Here is an 18,011-nt window from a genome sequence, read left to right on the forward strand (position 1 = left end):
GCTTGTGAGTCATGCCAAAAATAATAATTACTTATAGGGATTTTTTGCAGAACTTTTTATTAAATTTTCTTTTGAGTATCAGGGGCATCAGCCCCTGGTCAGTGTTCGTCCAGAATCTCCCTAAGCGCATCTTCTGCTCTAACAAAGAACCTGTATTTAATTGAAGCCAGGTTCCTTTTGATCAAGTCAGTGGGTCGACGATTGTGAAATCAATAGTGAGCGAATCTGTTTTCCAGTTCAATAGGATCAAAGTCTGAATTGCCAAGTTTGTACTATAAAGGAGCTGAACTTAAGGTGCTAAATTTCACCCTGACGCACGTCCTTAGTTTTTCATTGTGGAGGGCAACCACAATGCCAGTTCTGGAAACGCAATAAGGATCATCACCATAACCAGGCAGAGTCCAATGTAAGGTAGGCAGCCCTCGTAAATTGTCCAGATGGGAATATCAGGTACAACCTTTCGAAGTACAAATACATTGATGCCGATCGGGGGGGTAATTAATGCCATTTCGATCATAAGTACCAGGAAAATACCAAACCAGACCGGGTCGTACCCCAAGCCAGTCACGATCGGGAAAACCAGGGGCAGGGTAATGATAATCATGCCAAAGGTATCGAGTATTGCACCCAGCAAAAGGTAAAGTAAGACCAGTCCGAGCATAATGGACCAGGGTGGGAACGAAGAATCAGACAATAAAGAGATTGTTTCAGGTGTAATCCCGGTTAAGACCAAAAATCGACTGAACAACACGCCGCCGATAAAAAACAAGAATATATTTGCCGATAGTTGTGTGCTCTGACTCAGGCTGCGCGCCAGAGCCTGCCAGCTCAACTGGCGCTTGAGAATACCAACAATCAAAACGCCCACAACACCAATAGCACCCGCTTCACTTGTCGTTACCCAGCCACCATAGATCCCGCCAACGACTACTGTAAATACAAGTGCTACCGGGAGCAGCCGGTATAGGGAGCGAAGTCGCACGGAGAGCGGTGAAGTCAATCCGGGAGGGCCTTTGCTCAGGTCGAGCTGGCATCGGATTGTGATGTAGGCACAAAAAATCAGGGTGAGCAATAATCCCGGGATTATTCCGGCGATAAACAAGTCTCCGATCGAAGTCTCTGTCCAGGCACCATAGAATACCAGTGGTATGCTGGGGGGGATGAGAATCGCCAGTACACCTGCCGAGGCAATAGATCCTGATGCTATTGCGGAATTGTAGTGGTATTTCTTGAGTTCAGGCATCAGCATATTACCCATGGTGCTGACCGTGACAACACTGGAACCGGTAATTGCACCGAAGCCCGCTGATGTGATGATTGAAGTCGATGCCAGCCCTCCTGGCAGACGGGCGAACCACTTGTAGACACAATCGTAGAGATCTTCTGCGATTCGGGCCTCATGGGCTAACTGCCCCATCAGGACAAACAGAGGCAATGAAACCAGTAGAAAATTGGTGCCAACTTCCCAACTTGCCAGTTGCACTTGAGCCAGGGCTTGTTCTTGTCCGAGCAAGAGCCAATTGCCTGCGATGCCGCTCAGTGCGAGTGCAACCCCGACAGGTACCCGTAGCAGAATGGCACACAACATACCGCCAATAACAACGATTCCGGTTGTCATATCACTCCCGGTTGTTATATCACTCATTGTGTACGCGAACCTTTTCTGTATCGCCGGGCTTGCCGGATTGAGTTGGCTGCTTCGAACAATCTCTAAAAGCGTCAATCAGCCTTAATATTGCTTGTAGTAGAAGCTGCATGCCGCAAATACACGTGAGTGCTGAAAATGGCCAGAGCGGCATATCAATGCTGTTTGCTGTATCCTCGTACTCTCGCATTTCTTCGGTGGCGAGCCAGCCTTGCCAGGCAATAATTATTGCCAGTAGCAGCACTGAGGTCTCGGAGAGCAGGGCGAGAGCGCATTGCATAGCTGTGTTGCTACGTGTGTAAATCAAATCTACTTTGAGTAAGTCCTGGCGATGGTGGCACCAGGGGATCGAAGCAAAAAACAGGCAGAGTAGCAAATATTCACTGACCTCATGACCCCAGCTGATTGCCGTATTCAGCCAGGAGCGTGCAACGACATCTGCAATGATCAGGATGAGCAGTCCGGGAAGGATAAGCCAGCTATTGATGTTGTGCAGAAACTGGCTCGAGTACCGGATGGGAGCAAAATCAGAAATCCAATTAATGACTAATCCTTAAGTGTTTGCATTATGTTGAGGTGATGGGGAATCTGATGGATTGTCCAGCCAGAGCGTTGGCAGTGGACCCGGCTTGGCGATGCCAAATCCTTGAGCGAAATTGACCCCTACATTACGTAGCGCATCCATCGTAGCTTCATCTTCAACAAACTCGGCAATGGTTTGTAGTCCCGCAGCATGACCAATCTGGTTGCAGGCCTCAACAATACCCCGGTCAATGGGATCACTGAGCATGCGTTTTACAAAACTACCATCAATTTTGAGATAATCTACCGGAATTGTTTTCAGGTAGGAGAATGAACTCAGTCCAACGCCGAAATCGTCGAGCGCGAACTTGAATCCTTTTTCCCGGATATCTTCAATGAACTGTACTGCATCGACCAAATTCGCAATCGCTGCAGTTTCAGTTATTTCAAAGCAAATCCGTTCTGGTAATAACCCGGATGCTTCCTGTAACCGTTTGACGTCCTCAAAAAATGAGCCATCGCTGAGGGTCGAACCGGACAAATTTATAAAATAGGTGCCTTGATCTTTGTACCCCAAACCACTGTGTTGCAGAAAGTGAAAGACGTGTTTTACAACCCAGCGGTCGATAATCGGCATTAAATTATAGCGCTCGGCAGCGGGGATGAATGCGCCAGGAGGAACGAGATCCTGATCATCTTTCAGTCGAACCAGAAATTCCCAGTGTGGCCCAAGATCCTGCTGCAAATTGGCCATCGGTTGGTGAAACAGAACAAACTTATCATCTTCTGCGGCTCGTTTGATTTTGGGGGCCCATTGCATTTCCGCACGGCGCTGATGGAACTCGTTATCATTGGGATTGTACCACGTAATATTATTGCGGCCTTTGTCCTTCGAAACATAGCAGGCAATATCTGCGCAACTGAGCAATTCGTGGTGATTTTGCAGCTGGTCTGTAATTTCGGCCATGCCGATACTGATCGTGATATTGAACGGCTTATCTTGCCATACAAAGCGACAGTCCTGGACTTCTGAGCGAATGCGTTCAGCAGTTGTCACGGCCTCTTGTTTGCGGCAATGATTCAGTAAAATTCCGAATTCATCTCCGCCGAGTCGGGCAAGTGTATCCGTTTCCCGTGTGTGCAGTTTAAGCAGTCGGGTAATTTTGACCAGAAGTTCATCACCCGCGACGTGGCCGCAGGTATCATTGACCAGCTTGAACTGATCCAGATCCAGAAACATCAGGATACTGCTTTGTTTTTCCAGTTTTGCCATTTGTACCGCGTGGTCCAGGCAACGCTCGAATTCGGCGCGGTTGACAAGGTCTGTCAAGCTGTCATGGTAGGCCAGATACTGCAGGCTCTCTTCTGCGTCCCGTTTCGCTTTCCGGTCGGCATTCAGCTTGACTTCCCGGTGTATTACCGGAATCAGTCGCGCCAGATTGTCCTTCATGATGTAGTCTTGGGCACCCTGATACATGGCATTTACGGCAACATCTTCACCGATTTCACCGGACACGATTATGACCGGTAAATCCTCGCTGAATTTGCGCACCACTTGCAGAGCTTCTTTGGAAGTGAAGCCAACCATGTTGTGATCGGTTATGACCATATCCCAGCTGCTGCTTTTTAATGCCTGCATAAGTTCAAGAGCAGTTTCAACATGCCGATACTCAAGCTCAATCCCCCCGGATTTCAGGGTACGTACCAGAAGAAATACATCATCTTCTGAATCATCGACTATGAGTAGGCGTAGTTTCATCTTATTCAGTCAATCTCTGGCTTTTATCGGAGGAAACTTATTGATATCAAGCCAATAAGTTCCCAGCATTTTCATTTGATTCGCAAACTCGGAAAAATCATAAGGCTTGTTAATGTAACTATTGGCGCCGAGCTTGTAACCTTCGACCATATCCCTCTCTTCGTCCGAGGACGTTAAGAGAACGACGGGAATCAACGCTGTCGCTTCGTTGTCACGAATACGTTTCAACACTTCCAGCCCATTTAACTTGGGTAAATTGATATCTAACAAAATCACATAGGGATCATTGATATCTTTACGGCCAGCGTGAGGGCCTTGGGCAAAAACGTAGTCTATGGCCTCTTGGCCATCCCTGACGACGCACACTTCATTGGTAATACCGGAGCGTCTCAGTGCGCGCATCGCCAGCTCTTCTTCATCGCAGTTATCTTCTACGAGTAATATCTTTATGGAATTCATTTCCCCTTGTCCTTTTTTGGGACTTATTCTGTTCTGGGATCTTTCGCTATCGAATACCCCAAGGCCAACTTTTAGTGTAGTTTATTTTCTGGGTAAATTCCTCCAAGTATTTGACTTGGAAATAGAAGGCTGCTCAGGCCAAGTGTCAGGAATAAGCTACACTAAGTGAAAACCGTATTGTCCGTAGGGGACCGGAATGATGGAATGCCGTATAAATCAGGTTGTTGTGGCAAGCGTGGTTAGGTGGATCATTTGCTGTGTCGCATGTACATTTCTGATGCTGTGTAGTATCAATGCTAGCGCGAAAATCTACAAATGTGTCGTGAATGGGAAAACCGTTTATTCTGATGAGGTGTGTGGCGATGGCGCCCAGGAAATGGATATCAAAATCACGCCCGCACCATCAAAGCCCGCCCAGGCACCGAGCACTCAAGAAATAGAAAAACTGACCGAAGATATGGCCAGAGATCGTCAGGTTCGTGAACTGGATCGTGCTATCGTTGCACAGGAACGGAAAATTGAACGGTTGAAAAACGACTTCAATGACACCATTCAGAGATTGGAGCAGGAGCTTGCTGACGTTCGATCTGATCTGGATCGGGCCTGGCGGGATAAATCTGCGAAGTATACCCGACAGGATTTGCGGGACAAAAAGCGGGATATTCAGAATCAGATTTCGGATATCCGTCGTCGCCATTACACCGAAGTGGGTAAAGCTCAGGATGAGTTGTATCAATTGCGCAAGAAGAGGCGCAGACTACCGCAATAATAACCGCGTAAAGCGCTTCGGTTCACCTAAACTTACTATGTTTGCACAGGAGCAAAATTATGCCACGAGCATCTGCACGTCACATATTGGTTAACTCTGAGGAGTTATGTTCACAGCTAAAATCAGAAATTGAAGGTGGGGCAGATTTTGCTGAAATTGCAAAGCAGCATTCATCGTGTCCATCTGGACGTCAGGGGGGAGATCTGGGCGAATTCGGGCCAGGCCAGATGGTCAAAGAGTTTGACGAAGTTGTGTTCAGCGCGCCGGTAGGGCAAGTGCAAGGGCCGGTCAAGACCCAGTTCGGATTTCACTTGGTTGAAGTGACAAACCGGACTGAGTAATACACAACGAGGGTCAACAGACCCTAATATTCACGCCTTTGGGTAAAAATGTGTTAATTGAAAACTATGTCAGTCAACATTAATTACCCAGAGGCCCGGTAATTTTTCGTTCTAAGCAGTTACCCTGCAAATCATACTTCTCGTAGCCGGATAAGCCACAATGCATGTGCCAAAGCCGGATTTTAGCGATTGTCGTGCCGGATTCGTCCAATTCCTGGCAGTCCATACTCACATAGAGTTCTTCGCCAGTATCTTCTTTAATTACATGTAAGTCGGATGCTTGTGTAATCCGTCCATGAGTTGGGTAAGTCTGTTCTAGCCAAGTTGGAATCATAGCGATACTTCCTATCGAGTTAAGGTCTTCGATAATCACTTAACGGGTGATCTTTGATTTTGTGTCCAGGTCAACCCGCGTTGTTTGTGGACTAAACGATGTACTGCATCGGTCCGCATTCCTGTCTTTAGAGTCTTTGCTATCCAGTAAAAAACCGTTGTCATAAATCAGTAATGCACTTTAAGCATTATTAGCACCCGGTCAACACGCCATTGGTCTTATTGCGAGCTTTGATTTTCGCCATACCGGCGATCATATCGGGCACAGGCTTGGAATTGTGCATTTCCAACTATACCGCCCATTACGGCAGCCAATACTGAGCTGAGACAATAAACTTTCAAATACAGTAACGAATAAAGCCCCTGCTGGGATTGAATTTCGTAGAACTGTGCGAACATGAGTGCCGCGATAAATACAGCGAGAATGCCGAGTAAAGCACTCATGAGGATTGTTGTCATCCTGGCGATCATGTCGCGTCCCCTGTTCCTGTGTGGATTTTTATTAGTATTCATATTATTGAGCTCTTCCTTGAATGACTCGTTTCTTTATTTCCGATTTTCGAGCTTGTAGAAGACTAGCCAAAAACATTTGGTAATGCAAAGTTCATAAACTGTTACGTTTTCTGTGTAAGGCAAACATCTTCAACGCCAACTTGGCGTTGAACCTGCTCTGAGGAGATTGGTACCACGTTGCCGGAGGGGGGGAGTAGATCGGTTTTCTAAAACAGGCTCTGTACTGACTGGCGTATGGACGCCACGACGGCCCGGATGCATTCCATTCTTGAATAGTTAGGGCGTATGAGCAGTGCAATCTGGCGCTTGGGAACCGGGTTCTTGAAAGGGATATAGCGGAGGTATCCATCCTGATCAGGATTCTGGATCGCCAGTTGTGGCAGCATCGTAATGCCCATCCCGCTTGCAACCATGAAACGGAGGGTTTCCAGGCTGGTGGCTTGAAAGCGGTGGTCTTCACGGGCGCCGGCGGTAAAACAGTAGCCTAACGCCTGATCTCGAAGGCAATGGCCATCTTCCAGAGTCAGAATTGGCTGGTCATTCAGGTCTTCGAGAGCGACTTTTGATTTTTTGGCTAATGGATGGTTGTGTGGGGCCGCGAGTAACAGGGGTTCTTCAAACAGGTCGTAACGCTCAAAGCGATCCATTTCTTCAAGCCAGGGTAGAATAATCAAGTCTAAATGGCCGTCATTTAACTCTTGCAATAAATGCTTGGTCTGAGCTTCGTGCAAATACAGGTTTATTTTTGGAAGTTTGGTATTAAGATTTTGAATAATGTGCGGCAGGAGGTAAGGTGCGACAGTAGGGATCAGTCCCACGTGCAGATCACCTGCCAATGGATCCAGCAGAGCCCTTGCGACCTCTTCAAATTCGTGTGCAGCCTGCAAAACCTGACGCGCCTGTTTCACCAGTTGTTCTCCGGCCGGCGTCAACATAACGTTGCGGCGATGACGTTCAATTAACTGCAGCCCCAGCTGATCCTCCAGTTTCATGATTTGACCGCTGAGGGTTGGCTGGCTGACAAAGCATGCTTCTGCAGCTTTGCTGAAGTGTTTGTACTTGTCGATTGCGTTCAAGTACTCAAGGTCACGCAGTTTTACCATGATTGTATTAGCCAGTTGGTTTGGGTCGGATCAGGCAGGCATGTTCTGCATCGCGCACTCAGGTATTGCTGTGCGCGGCTTTAATAGTAGCCTCATCCGCGTTGGCTCTGCAAGTCTCATTGCATGCTGAATTGCGGCCCCGGAAGTGGCTTCCGGTGGCCTGAATTCTCGAACACTTGAATCATTCTCTGTCCGCATCCCGGGCACATTCTGGCGCCGCGCGGTTGCTGATGCAGCGTACTTTTCGCATAACTTTGAGTAATTTGGCGTCATAGACCCCTTCATCACGCAGGGACATGCGGTTTTGGCGGAACATTTCCTGATAGCCATCGATGTCTTTTTGCGGGATATCGACCCAGTATTTCTTGTCAATACTGAGTTCATGTTGCCGAACGATATGGAATGCTTTGTGGAACATGCCCATTGCCGTTCTGCGGGATTTGCGTTTGAAATTCAGGTCGAATTCATTGCTGCGAGAAACCAGGAGCAAGGTGAGCTGGCCTAATGGATATTTTATGATGCCACCATTTTCACCCAGACCACGGTACAGCTCAAAAGCATTATATGCCGCTGCCGGTGCGTAACAGACATTGACGGAACCATTGTTGAACTTGCCCCCGAAGGTGGTAACTTCAGACGGAACCGGTGTCGCACCGACGTAGCGGGTCATGTGCATGGCATCCGGGTGGTGCGTTAGTGTCGCAATTTTTTTACCGGCGAGTTTCTGAGCCGAGTTCATGGAGCGGTCATCAACAAAGAGATAACCTGCACCCATTGGAAAGATTCCCATGACCGCAAAGCGACCATTGTCGAGCCATTTTTCGGCTTTGCGACGGTTCAGGGCCCGAAGCAGTATGCGCAGATCTTCTGTGGAGGGCAGGGCACCTACAGCACTGATGGTGCCGGCAAACTTGGAGAAGGGACGCAACCGGATATCTGTCGCAGCAATCATATCGCACTGGCGTGCGAGAAAGTCACCCACGGCAACACTCTCATCAGTAAATGGGATCAGTTCAAATTGTACGCCAGTTGTGGCCATGTCCAGTGCATAGTCATTCACGATATTATAGATATCGCCTTTTTTACCCAGTGGATCGTAGACACAAATACTTTTTTTGATTGCCGTTGCCAGTTCAAGCCTTACTGGCATTTCTCCCGCAGAAGTCTGGTCTTGTTCGGCATATGAATGGGTACTCAGCATGGTTACCAGCGTGAATACCAATACTAAAAATCTTTTCATCGAAATACTCCGGTTAGTTGGACGTTTGCGCTCATGCTGAAATTGCCTGATCTGTAAGGCTGATCATGCTAAAGGTCGCAACCTGACCTGTGTCATAACAAATCGTCGAGCTGTTCATCGTTAGCGTCTTCATCGACGTGATCTGGCAAAAAGCCTAAACGGCCAAATGGGGTTCGTTCGCCTTTCGCCTGGGTCCAGATACGGTCTGATATCGCCGTGATGTGGGATAGCGCAATAGCATCCAGCAGCGAATAATCAGGGTTCGGCTGAATTTCCTGTTGTAGATAACTCAGGGATTTTTCGAGTTGTGGTAAATTGTTGGATGTTTCTGCCATTGTCGCATGGAGCGCAACGGGGATGCGGATGCCAAAATTCAGGCTCTGCTTGGAGCTGGCGTCTAAAATGGCCCAGGCATCCTGGTTTTCCGCATTCAGGCCTGGCAGCAGAACCCAGATAGCTGAACGAATTGAGGCAGGACTGCCACCCCATTTTTGATCGTCAAGGCAGTATGAGGCCCGTGCTGCAATAGCGGCAATGTTGCGTGGTACATTGGCTCGCATCTCGGCACCGGCATCGCTGATAATCGCTTGCAGCCCGGTTAACAACCCCAGAAGAAAGACCATTTCCTGCTGGTCAGAGGTGAAGGTCGGGCAGCTGGAGCTGGCTTCGTCGTAAGGGTAGTTGTTGGCTTCCAGGGCGTACTTGAAGCTCAGGTTCCGCCGTTCTGCCGTCAATTTTAACCAGCGTTTTTGTGCGGTTCTGGCATCTTTTGCTTCAGTTGGACGGCCATCCTGAAGCGCTCTTAATGATCGGAACTCCGCTTCAAATGCTTGTTGTTCACTGCAGTTTGCGGACAAAAGGTAAAGTAGTGATAGCGTTGCCGGAGGTGCGTCGGTGATGCTGTGTGTGGCAAAGAAAACCGGGCCCATGCTGCTGCCGAGCTGACAGCTCTGATCGACATCACTCAAGGTTAGCATATGCTGTGTGACAGAGGTTTCAACAAAACCTTCCAGGAAAGCCGCACCTTGATTATGCAGTTGCTGAGTGCTGCAACCGGTCAGTACGGAGATCATTAGAAGTATTGCATATTGCATGGTTCTGCGGATACGTTCAGGGTACATAATGGTTGGATCCTTGAGTTTTGGATTGTAACAATCTGTAAGCCGGTATCTTGACCGGCCACTTTGCCAAAAAATGTACAGGTAATCATGTCGGTTTCTGCCACACACTTGGCAACTTACGACAGCGGTGCTGATTTGTGACTCAATTAATATTTTTTGTAATCTTGTCTTGCTTTGGTGTTGTGTAGCCGGGTCAGGGCTTCTCGGCCTGCGCCCGGACATGATTGGGGCTTACTCCCATGTATTGCTTGAAAAAGCGGGAGAAGGATGTGCTGTCTTGAAAACCGACCAGGAAACCAATGACGGATATGGGAATGTCAGTGTTTGTCAGTAAATCGTTGGCTTGGGAAAGGCGGGCCTCGGCAACAATGTTTCGGAAACTTGTATTTTCTTTTTCCAAGCGTCGTTCCAGAGTCCGGACACTGGCATTAAACTGATTGGCAATATCTTCCAGTGTTGCGGTTACCCCGGCACTTGTAGAATTTTGCCAGGCGACCCTGATTTTTTCGGTCCAGCTCAATGTTTTTGTTTGTTGTTCCAGTGCGGCACTGAGTTTACGTTCCAGTTCCGCGTGGGTATTGGCTTCTGCCATTGAGGTTGAGGCCTTCAAGGACATTAAGGGAAATTCAAGCTCTGTGCTGTCCGCATTGAACTCAACGTGACATTTGAAATAGTTTTTATAAGCCTCGATAGGGTAAGTGTTGGGGTGAGCGAAGCTCACGGAAGTGGGTTGCAGGTTACTATTAAAGTAATCGGAAAATCTGACGATGACGGCAACAACCACTTCTTCGAGAAAGGCTTGCATCTCTGCGAAACAATCACTGACGTTGATGCCCAAATGGATTGTTTCTCCGGTAAACCAGTAATTTACCTCCGACCCCGGTATATAAAGGTTGTGATACCGTACGAACAGGTCCAGTACGTGCTTCAGGTTTTCGGCTGTAATCACGGCTAATCCCAGGTCACCGAGGCTCGTGAAATTAAACTGTTCCGACAAAGTGAGGCTGAACGGCTCATTTTGGGGTAAATAGGGTTGGGCAATGCCGAACAGGAAGAGAAGATCTTCGCCATTTATTGGTTGACTGGCGCTGACAGGCACCCTGCCTTGTTTTGTGGCGATTTTGATGATTTCGTCAGTGGGCAGGCCTGCTTGTGACCATGCCCGGACAATAATATCCAGGTAGTTACCCGGAAAGCGAAGTTCATTAAGGTGTGTAGAAGTTTTCGACATGTTATTTTTATTACGCCCAGAAAATCAATTCATTATAGACAAGTGTACTAATTAAAAGGCGTTAAGCAAATCCACTCTGGTCAATTTGATGGCGTCATTTGAACCAATGTATTGGTTTGACATTGTTCCTAAAATGCAAAATTTGGCACTTGATTTTAGACTTGCGCACAATTTTACCTGACCGAGAGAGTTGTTATGAAGACGCTGAGTTATATTTCGGCATTTTTGCTGTTTACGTTTTATCTTGTTTCCCATGCTGCTGTCGCAGAGACTGCCGTGGAGTTTTCGATGGTGGAAAAGACGGTAAAGCCAATAAAGTTCTTTTACGGGGAATACCAGTTATCGGGCAAGGATATGCATAAACAAGGCGATGAAATTGCCCAGAAAACGGCGTTTGCCATTGCCACCAAAACCTCCACAGTGCTGGATGGCCCTTTTACTTACATTTTTGAGAATGTGTCATCATTTGATCCGGAAAAAATAACGGCTCAGATTGGCTGGCCAGTGGATCAGGAGGCTCAACCTGTCGGGTCTTTCCTTTATAAGGAGACAAAGCCGTTCAAATGCCTGGCCACCGAGTTTAAGGGATCTCACAAAGATTTACCCCGGTTCTGGAAGAAGCTCGTAACGATGGCCATCGCAAAAGGCTATAAAGTGACTGGAGAAGGACGGACTCTGATTACTTTGGCGGGTCAAGACGGTTATGTCGCTGCACATCTCCAGTTAGGCATTATGTAATTGACGCAGTCCACCGTTTTCATAAACCTGCTTAAACCTACTCATGGTTTAAACAAGCCTATCCCTACAGCGCAGGGTGCGCGGAAAACACTGGAGTGCTTTCCTGAATCAAGTCGGGACTCATGCCCGGTCTACCATCAAGGCGAGCCTCGACGGAGTAACTAACCCGATTCACACGACGAAAGTGACGCCAGCCACTCAGAAAATCTATTGATTTTTCGAGTGGTCGGTACCAACGCTGAAGTTTGTTGTAATACTGATAATCCCCGAGCGCCATCCTTACAGGCGGATGATCGGTCTTAACGATACCCTTCGCGTTAATACCAATGAGTTGTTTTGGCGGCTTTTCTTTAAAGCCATAATGCCGACGACCAATCACTAACGCGGCCGCGTGGTGATCTGAAAAACCGTGTCGATCGCGATACTTCATCCGCCCCAATAATGAGGTATAAGCCGGATTGACGTGATAAAGGCGTATGCCGCGCTTTATGCTTTGCGTTTCAATCAAGTCCTTGACCTTACCGTAAGCAAAGGCATTCAACATCCGGGCATACTGAGGATGATCCTGCTTTTGGTACTGCCGTTTCTTTTGCTGAAAATCCAGCTTTTCGATCACCACCGCTTTACTTTGCTGTGCGGCAAAGTCCATCAGGTCTCGTACGGCATCCCCAACAATGGCCGCCCGTTGAGCATCATTCTTATAGTGTAACGGTAAGTCAAACGTTCGGTGTTGCAGTGGGTTACCGTTTCGATCCAGCTCGACGACCGCTAAGTGATCCGGGTTGACATCCACACCAATGACACCTTGATCAGCATCGATCCACACTGCTTGCTCTGTTGGACCTGCCACTTCCACGCTAACGAGTAACCGCCAACCTTTTTTGTCTCGCTTAAATCGAAAGCTCAGGGATTGCCCTTTGATTGATTTATCGTGTTTTTTAACCTGATTCTGCCAAACGGCTTGGGCAATAGCCGCCTTACCATGCTTGAATTGCAGGCGATCAATATTAATGGTCGTGCCGAACGTGGCGCGTAATTGATGGGGCACCAGGAGTTTTAGTTGGTAAGCATCTTCTTGCTCACTGGGCGATAGCTGGGCATTTTGACAGCCCCAGGATTCATCATGAGAACCCACTAATAGAAATTCACGGTGTCGCGCTTCGTGCCAGCGACATTGCCAATCCCTGATCCCTTCATTGGATTTTAGTGTTTGTCGCTCTTTCAGCAGCTTTCGACCACCAAAACAAATCGGTGTTTTGTTTTCCTGTTTTTCGGCCACCAAGGCGGCCTGCTTTTGCTGCCAACGATGCAGTTTCACTTGCTTCTGTCGCAGCCTGTTGCGAAGTTGTTTTGCCTGTTGCGGGCAGCCTTTCTCTGCAACATGATCACAGCGCTGCTTTAGCTTGTTGAGCGTTTTCTCCAGCTGTTTGATTTTAACGTCCAGCGTCACCAATCGGTTGTTTCGATTGGTTTGGTAAGACTGGATTAAGCCTTTAATGCTTTGCTGGACGCCTTGAAACACCCGATAGCTGAACGGCATCCCCATTTCATGCATAAACTGGGTACGATTCAATTGCTGGGCTTTAGGCTTTTGTAAGTTAGCAAACCAACGAAACTTCACTTGATTCCACAGCTCGGCATATTGACACAATGCCGCATCCTGCTCATGATTCAAATCAAGCCGGGTTTCAAAGGTGAGTGTTTTCGTTGGCGTATTCACTAGGCGATGGCTCGTTGATTTTTACGACGATGGCCACCAAGCGTACGGAAATCTGAGAAAAATCGTGATTCTTTTTCCCAGCGACGAAGGGTGGAAACGGCCACACCCAGCAGAAAAGCGGCAGCGCCTATCGATAGAAATTCAGCCATGATCATCACCTCCATCCATGAAAAAACAATACTGTACAAGCTACTGTATATGAGTGGGTTTAGTCAAGTATTTCGTTGACTGTTAAAGCCCTTGGCCTACGCTTAAGATCAGGATTCAAGAGTATGGAAGACTAAGAGGGTGAATATATGGCAAACTCGGAAATCTGGGATCGTGAAGGCGCCTTGGCCAGGATTCGTGGCCGGGAAAAATTGCTGTTCAAATTGATAACCGCATTTTGTGAATCGATCCCTGAACAATATGATGAACTACTTGGGGCTATCGCGGCTCCGCCATCAGATTCTCCCGATTATGAAAACATTTGTGCCCTGGCCCATGGTATTAAAGGTGCGGCCGCAAATGTGGGGGCGGTTCAGGTGCAGGATATTTGCGCCCGGATTGAGGCGGCGACTCGAGACAGTCCTGTTGATCCACAAATTCAAGTGCTCGGCCAAGAATTGAGTGTGGCTTTCCCGCCTTTGCTTGCATGTTTTAATGATTACCTCTCAAATGCAGATTTGGCATAGGGCCATATTGACATTCCGGGCTACCAGCCTCAATATTGCCGTTATGAAATCACATACCGTAATCAATATTATCTCCTGCCGGAAACGGCAGCGGCTGTCCGCAGTGATGCGGCGGCCAGTCTGTTGGCGCATTTCGCCTGCGGAAGATGATGTTGAAGCGGTTTTCGGAACACAGTCTCGATCCAGGGCCTGAAAGGCATTACACTGTGCTCCCGGTTGAAACCAATCCGGTTTCAGTCTTTATTAACCTCCCTCTTCTTCATCGGAAAGCCGCAATCTGCTCGATGGCTTTTCATTCATGATATGTTTCTGGTTATTCTCTTTCACCTCTCATCTCATTGATTGTCAGCCTCAGCGTTGTTTCAGTACTGCTTCCGCCAAACGTAGTCGGAATTATTTACAGGCAGAGTAAACCTTAAGGAGATGACCATGCCCGTTTCGGCAGCTTATGCCCTCGTTGTTTGTATTTGGTCTTTTACACCACTGGCCATTGTATGGAGCAATGCAACACTGACTCCGATTGCGGCGGTCGGAATCCGGATGGGTATTGCAGCTTTGCTCGGGTCGCTACTGATGCGTTTGTTCTCACTTAAACAGTCCTGGAGTGGGTCTGCATTGAAAGCGTATATGTTGTCAACGCTTGGTGTTTTTGGTGGTACCGTGTTGACTTATCTGGCGGCGCAAACCGTTCCGTCGGGTGTGCTATCCGTGTGTTATGCCATGTCGCCAATGTTGTCGGGTATGCTCTCTTTCATCATTTTCAAGGATCGATCTATCAATATTATCGGCTGGTTGGCCATGGTTCTGGCATTAACCGGGATTTTCGTTGTGTTCTTGGGGGGCTCCGGATCGGATTTAGAATACGGTATCGGTATATATCAGTTATTCGGAGCGGTATGTTGTTTTAGTTTGAGTGGTGTGTTAACGCAGCACAAGGCGCGTGGCATGCATCCACTTGCGATTACAGTGGGTGCGCTTTGGGTGTCGATGCCGCTGTTTTTAATCGCGTGGTGGACTCTGGATGGTCAAATGCCAGTTCTTGATTGGTCCAGCAAATCGCCTTGGGCCGTGATCTTCCTGGCATTATTTGGATCGCTTTTAGGGTTCGTGTCCTATTACTTTATCTTGCAGCGCTTACATGCATCGACCGTGGCACTGGTTACGGTGGTTACCCCGCTGTTTGCTCTGATGTTGGGGGCGATGCTCAATGCAGAGATATTGCCGGGCAGGGTTTATTGGGGGGCATTTGTGGTGCTCTCCGGATTGGTTCTTTATGTCTGGCGTGAAGCGATCCGCAGGCGTTTCCAATCGCAGGGATTTGCCTGCTCAGTCACGCGGAAATAGCTTGGTTTCCCGTTAGAGTGAATATTGATGCTCGCCCTTCGTGCTCAAATAAGTTGTTTGATGAATGGCCTGAATATTGCTGTTATTGGAGTAATAAATTTATTTGTTAATTAAATCAAACTGTTAAGAAATTGAATGCACAAGACTGGTGCACAAAGCTGTGATTTTAGAAATTGTGTGCACCAGTGTTAAGCAGTTTAAGGGTCGAGATTGGCTCTAAAATGGTGCATTCTTTTCGACCAACGGAGAGCGCAATATGTTATTTGGGCGTAAAGACCGAAAACCCATCAAAATTGTGGATAAGCACGTCGCTGAATGGAAGTACACCACATGCGGCTACTGCTCTACAGGGTGTTCCATTGAGGTAGGCTTGAACGAGGCTGGAAAACCCGTTGCAACCCGAGGTCACGCCGAGGCAGATGTGAATCGTGGCAAGCTGTGTATAAAAGGTATTTTTGAGCATGAGCTGTTCGAAGCCGCCGGTCGGGGAGAAGTGCCGCTGGTTCGTGATAAACCCTATGATAGCTGGCGTCAGACATCCTGGGACTCTGCGCTGGATAAAATGGCGAGTGAAATTACCCGAATTCAGGAAACCTATGGCCGGGATTCTTTTGCTGTGGTTTCAACCGGTCAAATATTGACAGAAGAGTTCTACACGCTTGGCAAGCTGGTGCGTGGCTGCATTGGCACCAATAATTATGACGGCAATACCACGTTGTGTATGGCTTCTGCCGTTTCGGGTTACAAACGTTCATTTGGATCAGATGGTCCGCCGGGTTGTTATGATGACTTTGAGCATACACATTGCCTTATCGCCTGGGGCTCCAATCTGCCCGAGCAACACCCGATTATTTATTGGCGATTGAAAGAAGCGCTGGAGAAACGCAAGTTTCCGCTGATTGTAGTTGATCCACGGGTGACGATGCTGGCTCAGTTTGCCGATATGCACCTACCGATTACACCGGGTACAGATTTAGTGTTACTTAACAGCTTGATGCACGTAATCCTGGCGGAAGGTCTGGAAGACCGGGATTACATTGAGAAACACACGCAGGGTATCGAAGCAGTAGAAGAGTTGGTCAAACAGTATGATCCGGTAACGGCATCAAAAATTTGTGGTATTGATGAAGATACCATTCGTAACGTAGCTCGCTTGTATGCTAAAGCACCTGCGGCAATGAGTATCTGGACGATGGGGATCAATCAGAGCACTCATGGTTCTGATGGGGTTGTTGGAATAAACAACTTGAATCTGGTAACCGGGAACATCGGTAAGCCAGGAGGAACCAGCCTTTCGATTACCGGACAGTGTAACGCTATGGGAACCCGGGAGTGGTCATCCTGTTCCGGATTGCCGGGCTATCGAGCTCTGGAAAATCCGGCCCACAGGAAACAGATTTCGGAATTCTGGGGTGTCGATGAAGACTTCTTCCCCGAAAAACGTGGCATGTTCATGACCGATATTTTCCCGGCCATAGAAACCGGACAGATCAAGGGACTCTGGTTGGTGGCAACGAATCCGATGACGTCAATGCCTCAAAGTTCGCGAATTCGTAAAACCCTGGAAAAACTTGATTTTCTGGTTGTCCAGGACGCATATCAGGATGTTGAAAGCACACAATACGCTCATATGTACCTGCCAGCGGCAGTCTGGGCCGAAAAAGAAGGTGTGTTCACCAACACCGAGCGCCGAGTTAACATTGTGCGACAAGTCGTTCAGCCCAAAGCACAGTCGAAAGCGGATTTCTGGATTTTTACAGAGTTGGCGAAACGATTCCCCAATTCAGCCAATATGACGTTTGCACAATCGCCCGCGGAAGCCTTTGTGGAAATGACGGAGCTTTCGAAAGGCGAAGGCCGAACGCTGAACATCTCCGGGATGGATCATGACAAAATTGAAGCAGCACGCGGTATTCAGTGGCCTTATCGTGATTCGGATGATGGCTTGAAAGGCGATCCACGACTTTATGCCGATGGTGTTTACCAAACCGCAACCGGTAAAGCTAATCTGATCGCATTGCCATTTATTAACAATAATGAATGCCCCGATGATGATTATCCGTTCTGGCTCAATAGTGGCCGCGTTGTAGAGCATTTCCACACCCGAACCCGAACCGGAAAGATTGGCAACTGTAATAAATTCAGTCCAACACCCTACATGGAAATGAATCCTGATGCTGCCCGTGATTTGGGGGTTAAGCATCAATCCTATGTTCGGCTGGTGTCCCGACGCGGTGATTCGGTCGTGATGGTGCAGTTAACGCAACGGGTTCCCCGAAACATGGTTTTCATTCCGTTTCATTTTCACGACTGTGTCAACCGCGTGTCGCTTGGCTTATTGGATCCCCATTCCCGTCAACCGGCATTCAAGCAGTGTGCGGTGCGCGTAGAACCGATTGATCAGGGATTGGCCGCGCAGTTGAACAGAGAGCGCCGAACATTCTAGAGACCCGGATGAGTGAAACAGGTATTCGGGCTCACGTAAAAACGCCCGAAAGC

18 protein-coding genes are annotated in these 18,011 nt (G+C 48.1%); 6 read left to right on the forward strand and 12 right to left on the reverse strand.

Going from position 1 to position 18,011, the window contains the following annotated elements; genetic code table 11:
- Positions 1–322: 322 nt before the first annotated feature.
- The 4 genes from OLMES_RS05345 to OLMES_RS05360 are packed head-to-tail and all read right to left on the reverse strand — an operon-like array spanning position 323 to position 4,385.
- The gene (locus tag OLMES_RS05345) at positions 323–1,645 is read right to left on the reverse strand and encodes a TRAP transporter large permease (protein ID WP_087460307.1); all 1,323 of its coding nucleotides are present in this window, start codon (positions 1,643–1,645) and stop codon (positions 323–325) included.
- Entirely contained in the window at positions 1,638–2,189 is a 552-nt protein-coding gene (locus OLMES_RS05350; RefSeq protein WP_087460308.1) for a TRAP transporter small permease, read from the reverse strand. Before OLMES_RS05350 ends, OLMES_RS05345 begins: the two co-directional genes overlap by 8 nt.
- A 9-nt stretch (positions 2,190–2,198) precedes the next feature.
- Positions 2,199–3,926, reverse strand: a complete 1,728-nt coding sequence (locus OLMES_RS05355; RefSeq protein WP_087460309.1) for a two-component system response regulator — start codon at positions 3,924–3,926, stop codon at positions 2,199–2,201.
- 9 nt (positions 3,927–3,935) lie between these two features.
- Complete coding sequence (locus OLMES_RS05360) at positions 3,936–4,385, reverse strand: response regulator (RefSeq protein WP_087460310.1); 450 nt, start codon at positions 4,383–4,385, stop codon at positions 3,936–3,938.
- A gap of 196 nt (positions 4,386–4,581) precedes the next feature.
- Between OLMES_RS05360 and OLMES_RS05365 the strand changes: the two genes are divergently transcribed.
- Both OLMES_RS05365 and OLMES_RS05370 read left to right on the forward strand, forming a co-directional pair.
- Complete coding sequence (locus tag OLMES_RS05365) at positions 4,582–5,154, forward strand: DUF4124 domain-containing protein (RefSeq protein WP_087460311.1); 573 nt, start codon at positions 4,582–4,584, stop codon at positions 5,152–5,154.
- Between the two features lie 59 nt (positions 5,155–5,213).
- Positions 5,214–5,495, forward strand: coding sequence for a peptidylprolyl isomerase (locus OLMES_RS05370; RefSeq protein WP_087460312.1), 282 nt, complete (start codon positions 5,214–5,216; stop codon positions 5,493–5,495).
- A gap of 79 nt (positions 5,496–5,574) precedes the next feature.
- On the opposite strand, the gene OLMES_RS05375 is transcribed toward OLMES_RS05370, so the two are convergent.
- The 6 genes from OLMES_RS05375 to OLMES_RS05400 form a co-directional block, all read right to left on the reverse strand.
- Entirely contained in the window at positions 5,575–5,829 is a 255-nt protein-coding gene (locus OLMES_RS05375) for a hypothetical protein (protein WP_087460313.1), read from the reverse strand.
- Positions 5,830–6,047: 218 nt separating this feature from the next.
- Positions 6,048–6,299: a hypothetical protein gene (locus tag OLMES_RS05380; protein WP_087460314.1), complete on the reverse strand. Its 252-nt coding sequence runs from the start codon at positions 6,297–6,299 to the stop codon at positions 6,048–6,050.
- A gap of 248 nt (positions 6,300–6,547) precedes the next feature.
- Positions 6,548–7,444 (reverse strand): DNA-binding transcriptional regulator OxyR, encoded by an 897-nt coding sequence (gene oxyR, locus OLMES_RS05385; protein ID WP_087460315.1) that lies wholly within the window; start codon positions 7,442–7,444, stop codon positions 6,548–6,550.
- Positions 7,445–7,625: 181 nt separating this feature from the next.
- A complete protein-coding gene (locus OLMES_RS05390) occupies positions 7,626–8,684 on the reverse strand; it encodes a putative solute-binding protein (RefSeq protein WP_198343226.1) in 1,059 nt (352 codons plus the stop codon).
- A 92-nt stretch (positions 8,685–8,776) separates the two neighbouring features.
- On the reverse strand, positions 8,777–9,805 hold the full coding sequence (locus tag OLMES_RS05395) for a hypothetical protein (RefSeq protein WP_087460316.1): 1,029 nt from the start codon (positions 9,803–9,805) through the stop codon (positions 8,777–8,779).
- Between the two features lie 193 nt (positions 9,806–9,998).
- Entirely contained in the window at positions 9,999–11,036 is a 1,038-nt protein-coding gene (locus OLMES_RS05400) for a helix-turn-helix transcriptional regulator (RefSeq protein ID WP_087460317.1), read from the reverse strand.
- Between the two features lie 195 nt (positions 11,037–11,231).
- Between OLMES_RS05400 and OLMES_RS05405 the strand changes: the two genes are divergently transcribed.
- Positions 11,232–11,774, forward strand: a complete 543-nt coding sequence (locus OLMES_RS05405) for a hypothetical protein (RefSeq protein WP_087460318.1) — start codon at positions 11,232–11,234, stop codon at positions 11,772–11,774.
- A gap of 64 nt (positions 11,775–11,838) precedes the next feature.
- On the opposite strand, the gene OLMES_RS05410 is transcribed toward OLMES_RS05405, so the two are convergent.
- Together OLMES_RS05410 and OLMES_RS27925 are read right to left on the reverse strand one after the other, a co-directional pair.
- On the reverse strand, positions 11,839–13,494 hold the full coding sequence (locus OLMES_RS05410) for an IS200/IS605 family accessory protein TnpB-related protein (protein WP_087460319.1): 1,656 nt from the start codon (positions 13,492–13,494) through the stop codon (positions 11,839–11,841).
- Positions 13,494–13,643 carry a MerR family DNA-binding transcriptional regulator gene (locus OLMES_RS27925; RefSeq protein WP_157678159.1) on the reverse strand — a complete coding sequence of 50 codons (150 nt, stop codon included), beginning with the start codon at positions 13,641–13,643 and terminating at the stop codon, positions 13,494–13,496. Before OLMES_RS27925 ends, OLMES_RS05410 begins: the two co-directional genes overlap by 1 nt.
- Before the next feature lie 147 nt (positions 13,644–13,790).
- Between OLMES_RS27925 and OLMES_RS05415 the strand changes: the two genes are divergently transcribed.
- The 3 genes from OLMES_RS05415 (at position 13,791) to OLMES_RS05425 (ending at position 17,958) form a co-directional block, all read left to right on the forward strand.
- On the forward strand, positions 13,791–14,168 hold the full coding sequence (locus tag OLMES_RS05415; protein WP_087460320.1) for an Hpt domain-containing protein: 378 nt from the start codon (positions 13,791–13,793) through the stop codon (positions 14,166–14,168).
- 429 nt (positions 14,169–14,597) lie between these two features.
- Positions 14,598–15,512 carry a DMT family transporter gene (locus OLMES_RS05420; RefSeq protein WP_198343227.1) on the forward strand — a complete coding sequence of 305 codons (915 nt, stop codon included), beginning with the start codon at positions 14,598–14,600 and terminating at the stop codon, positions 15,510–15,512.
- Between the two features lie 256 nt (positions 15,513–15,768).
- The gene (locus OLMES_RS05425; RefSeq protein ID WP_087460322.1) at positions 15,769–17,958 is read left to right on the forward strand and encodes a molybdopterin oxidoreductase family protein; all 2,190 of its coding nucleotides are present in this window, start codon (positions 15,769–15,771) and stop codon (positions 17,956–17,958) included.
- Positions 17,959–18,011: the final 53 nt, after the last annotated feature.

This window comes from Oleiphilus messinensis (assembly GCF_002162375.1).
Taxonomy (GTDB): Bacteria; Pseudomonadota; Gammaproteobacteria; order Pseudomonadales; family Oleiphilaceae; genus Oleiphilus; species Oleiphilus messinensis.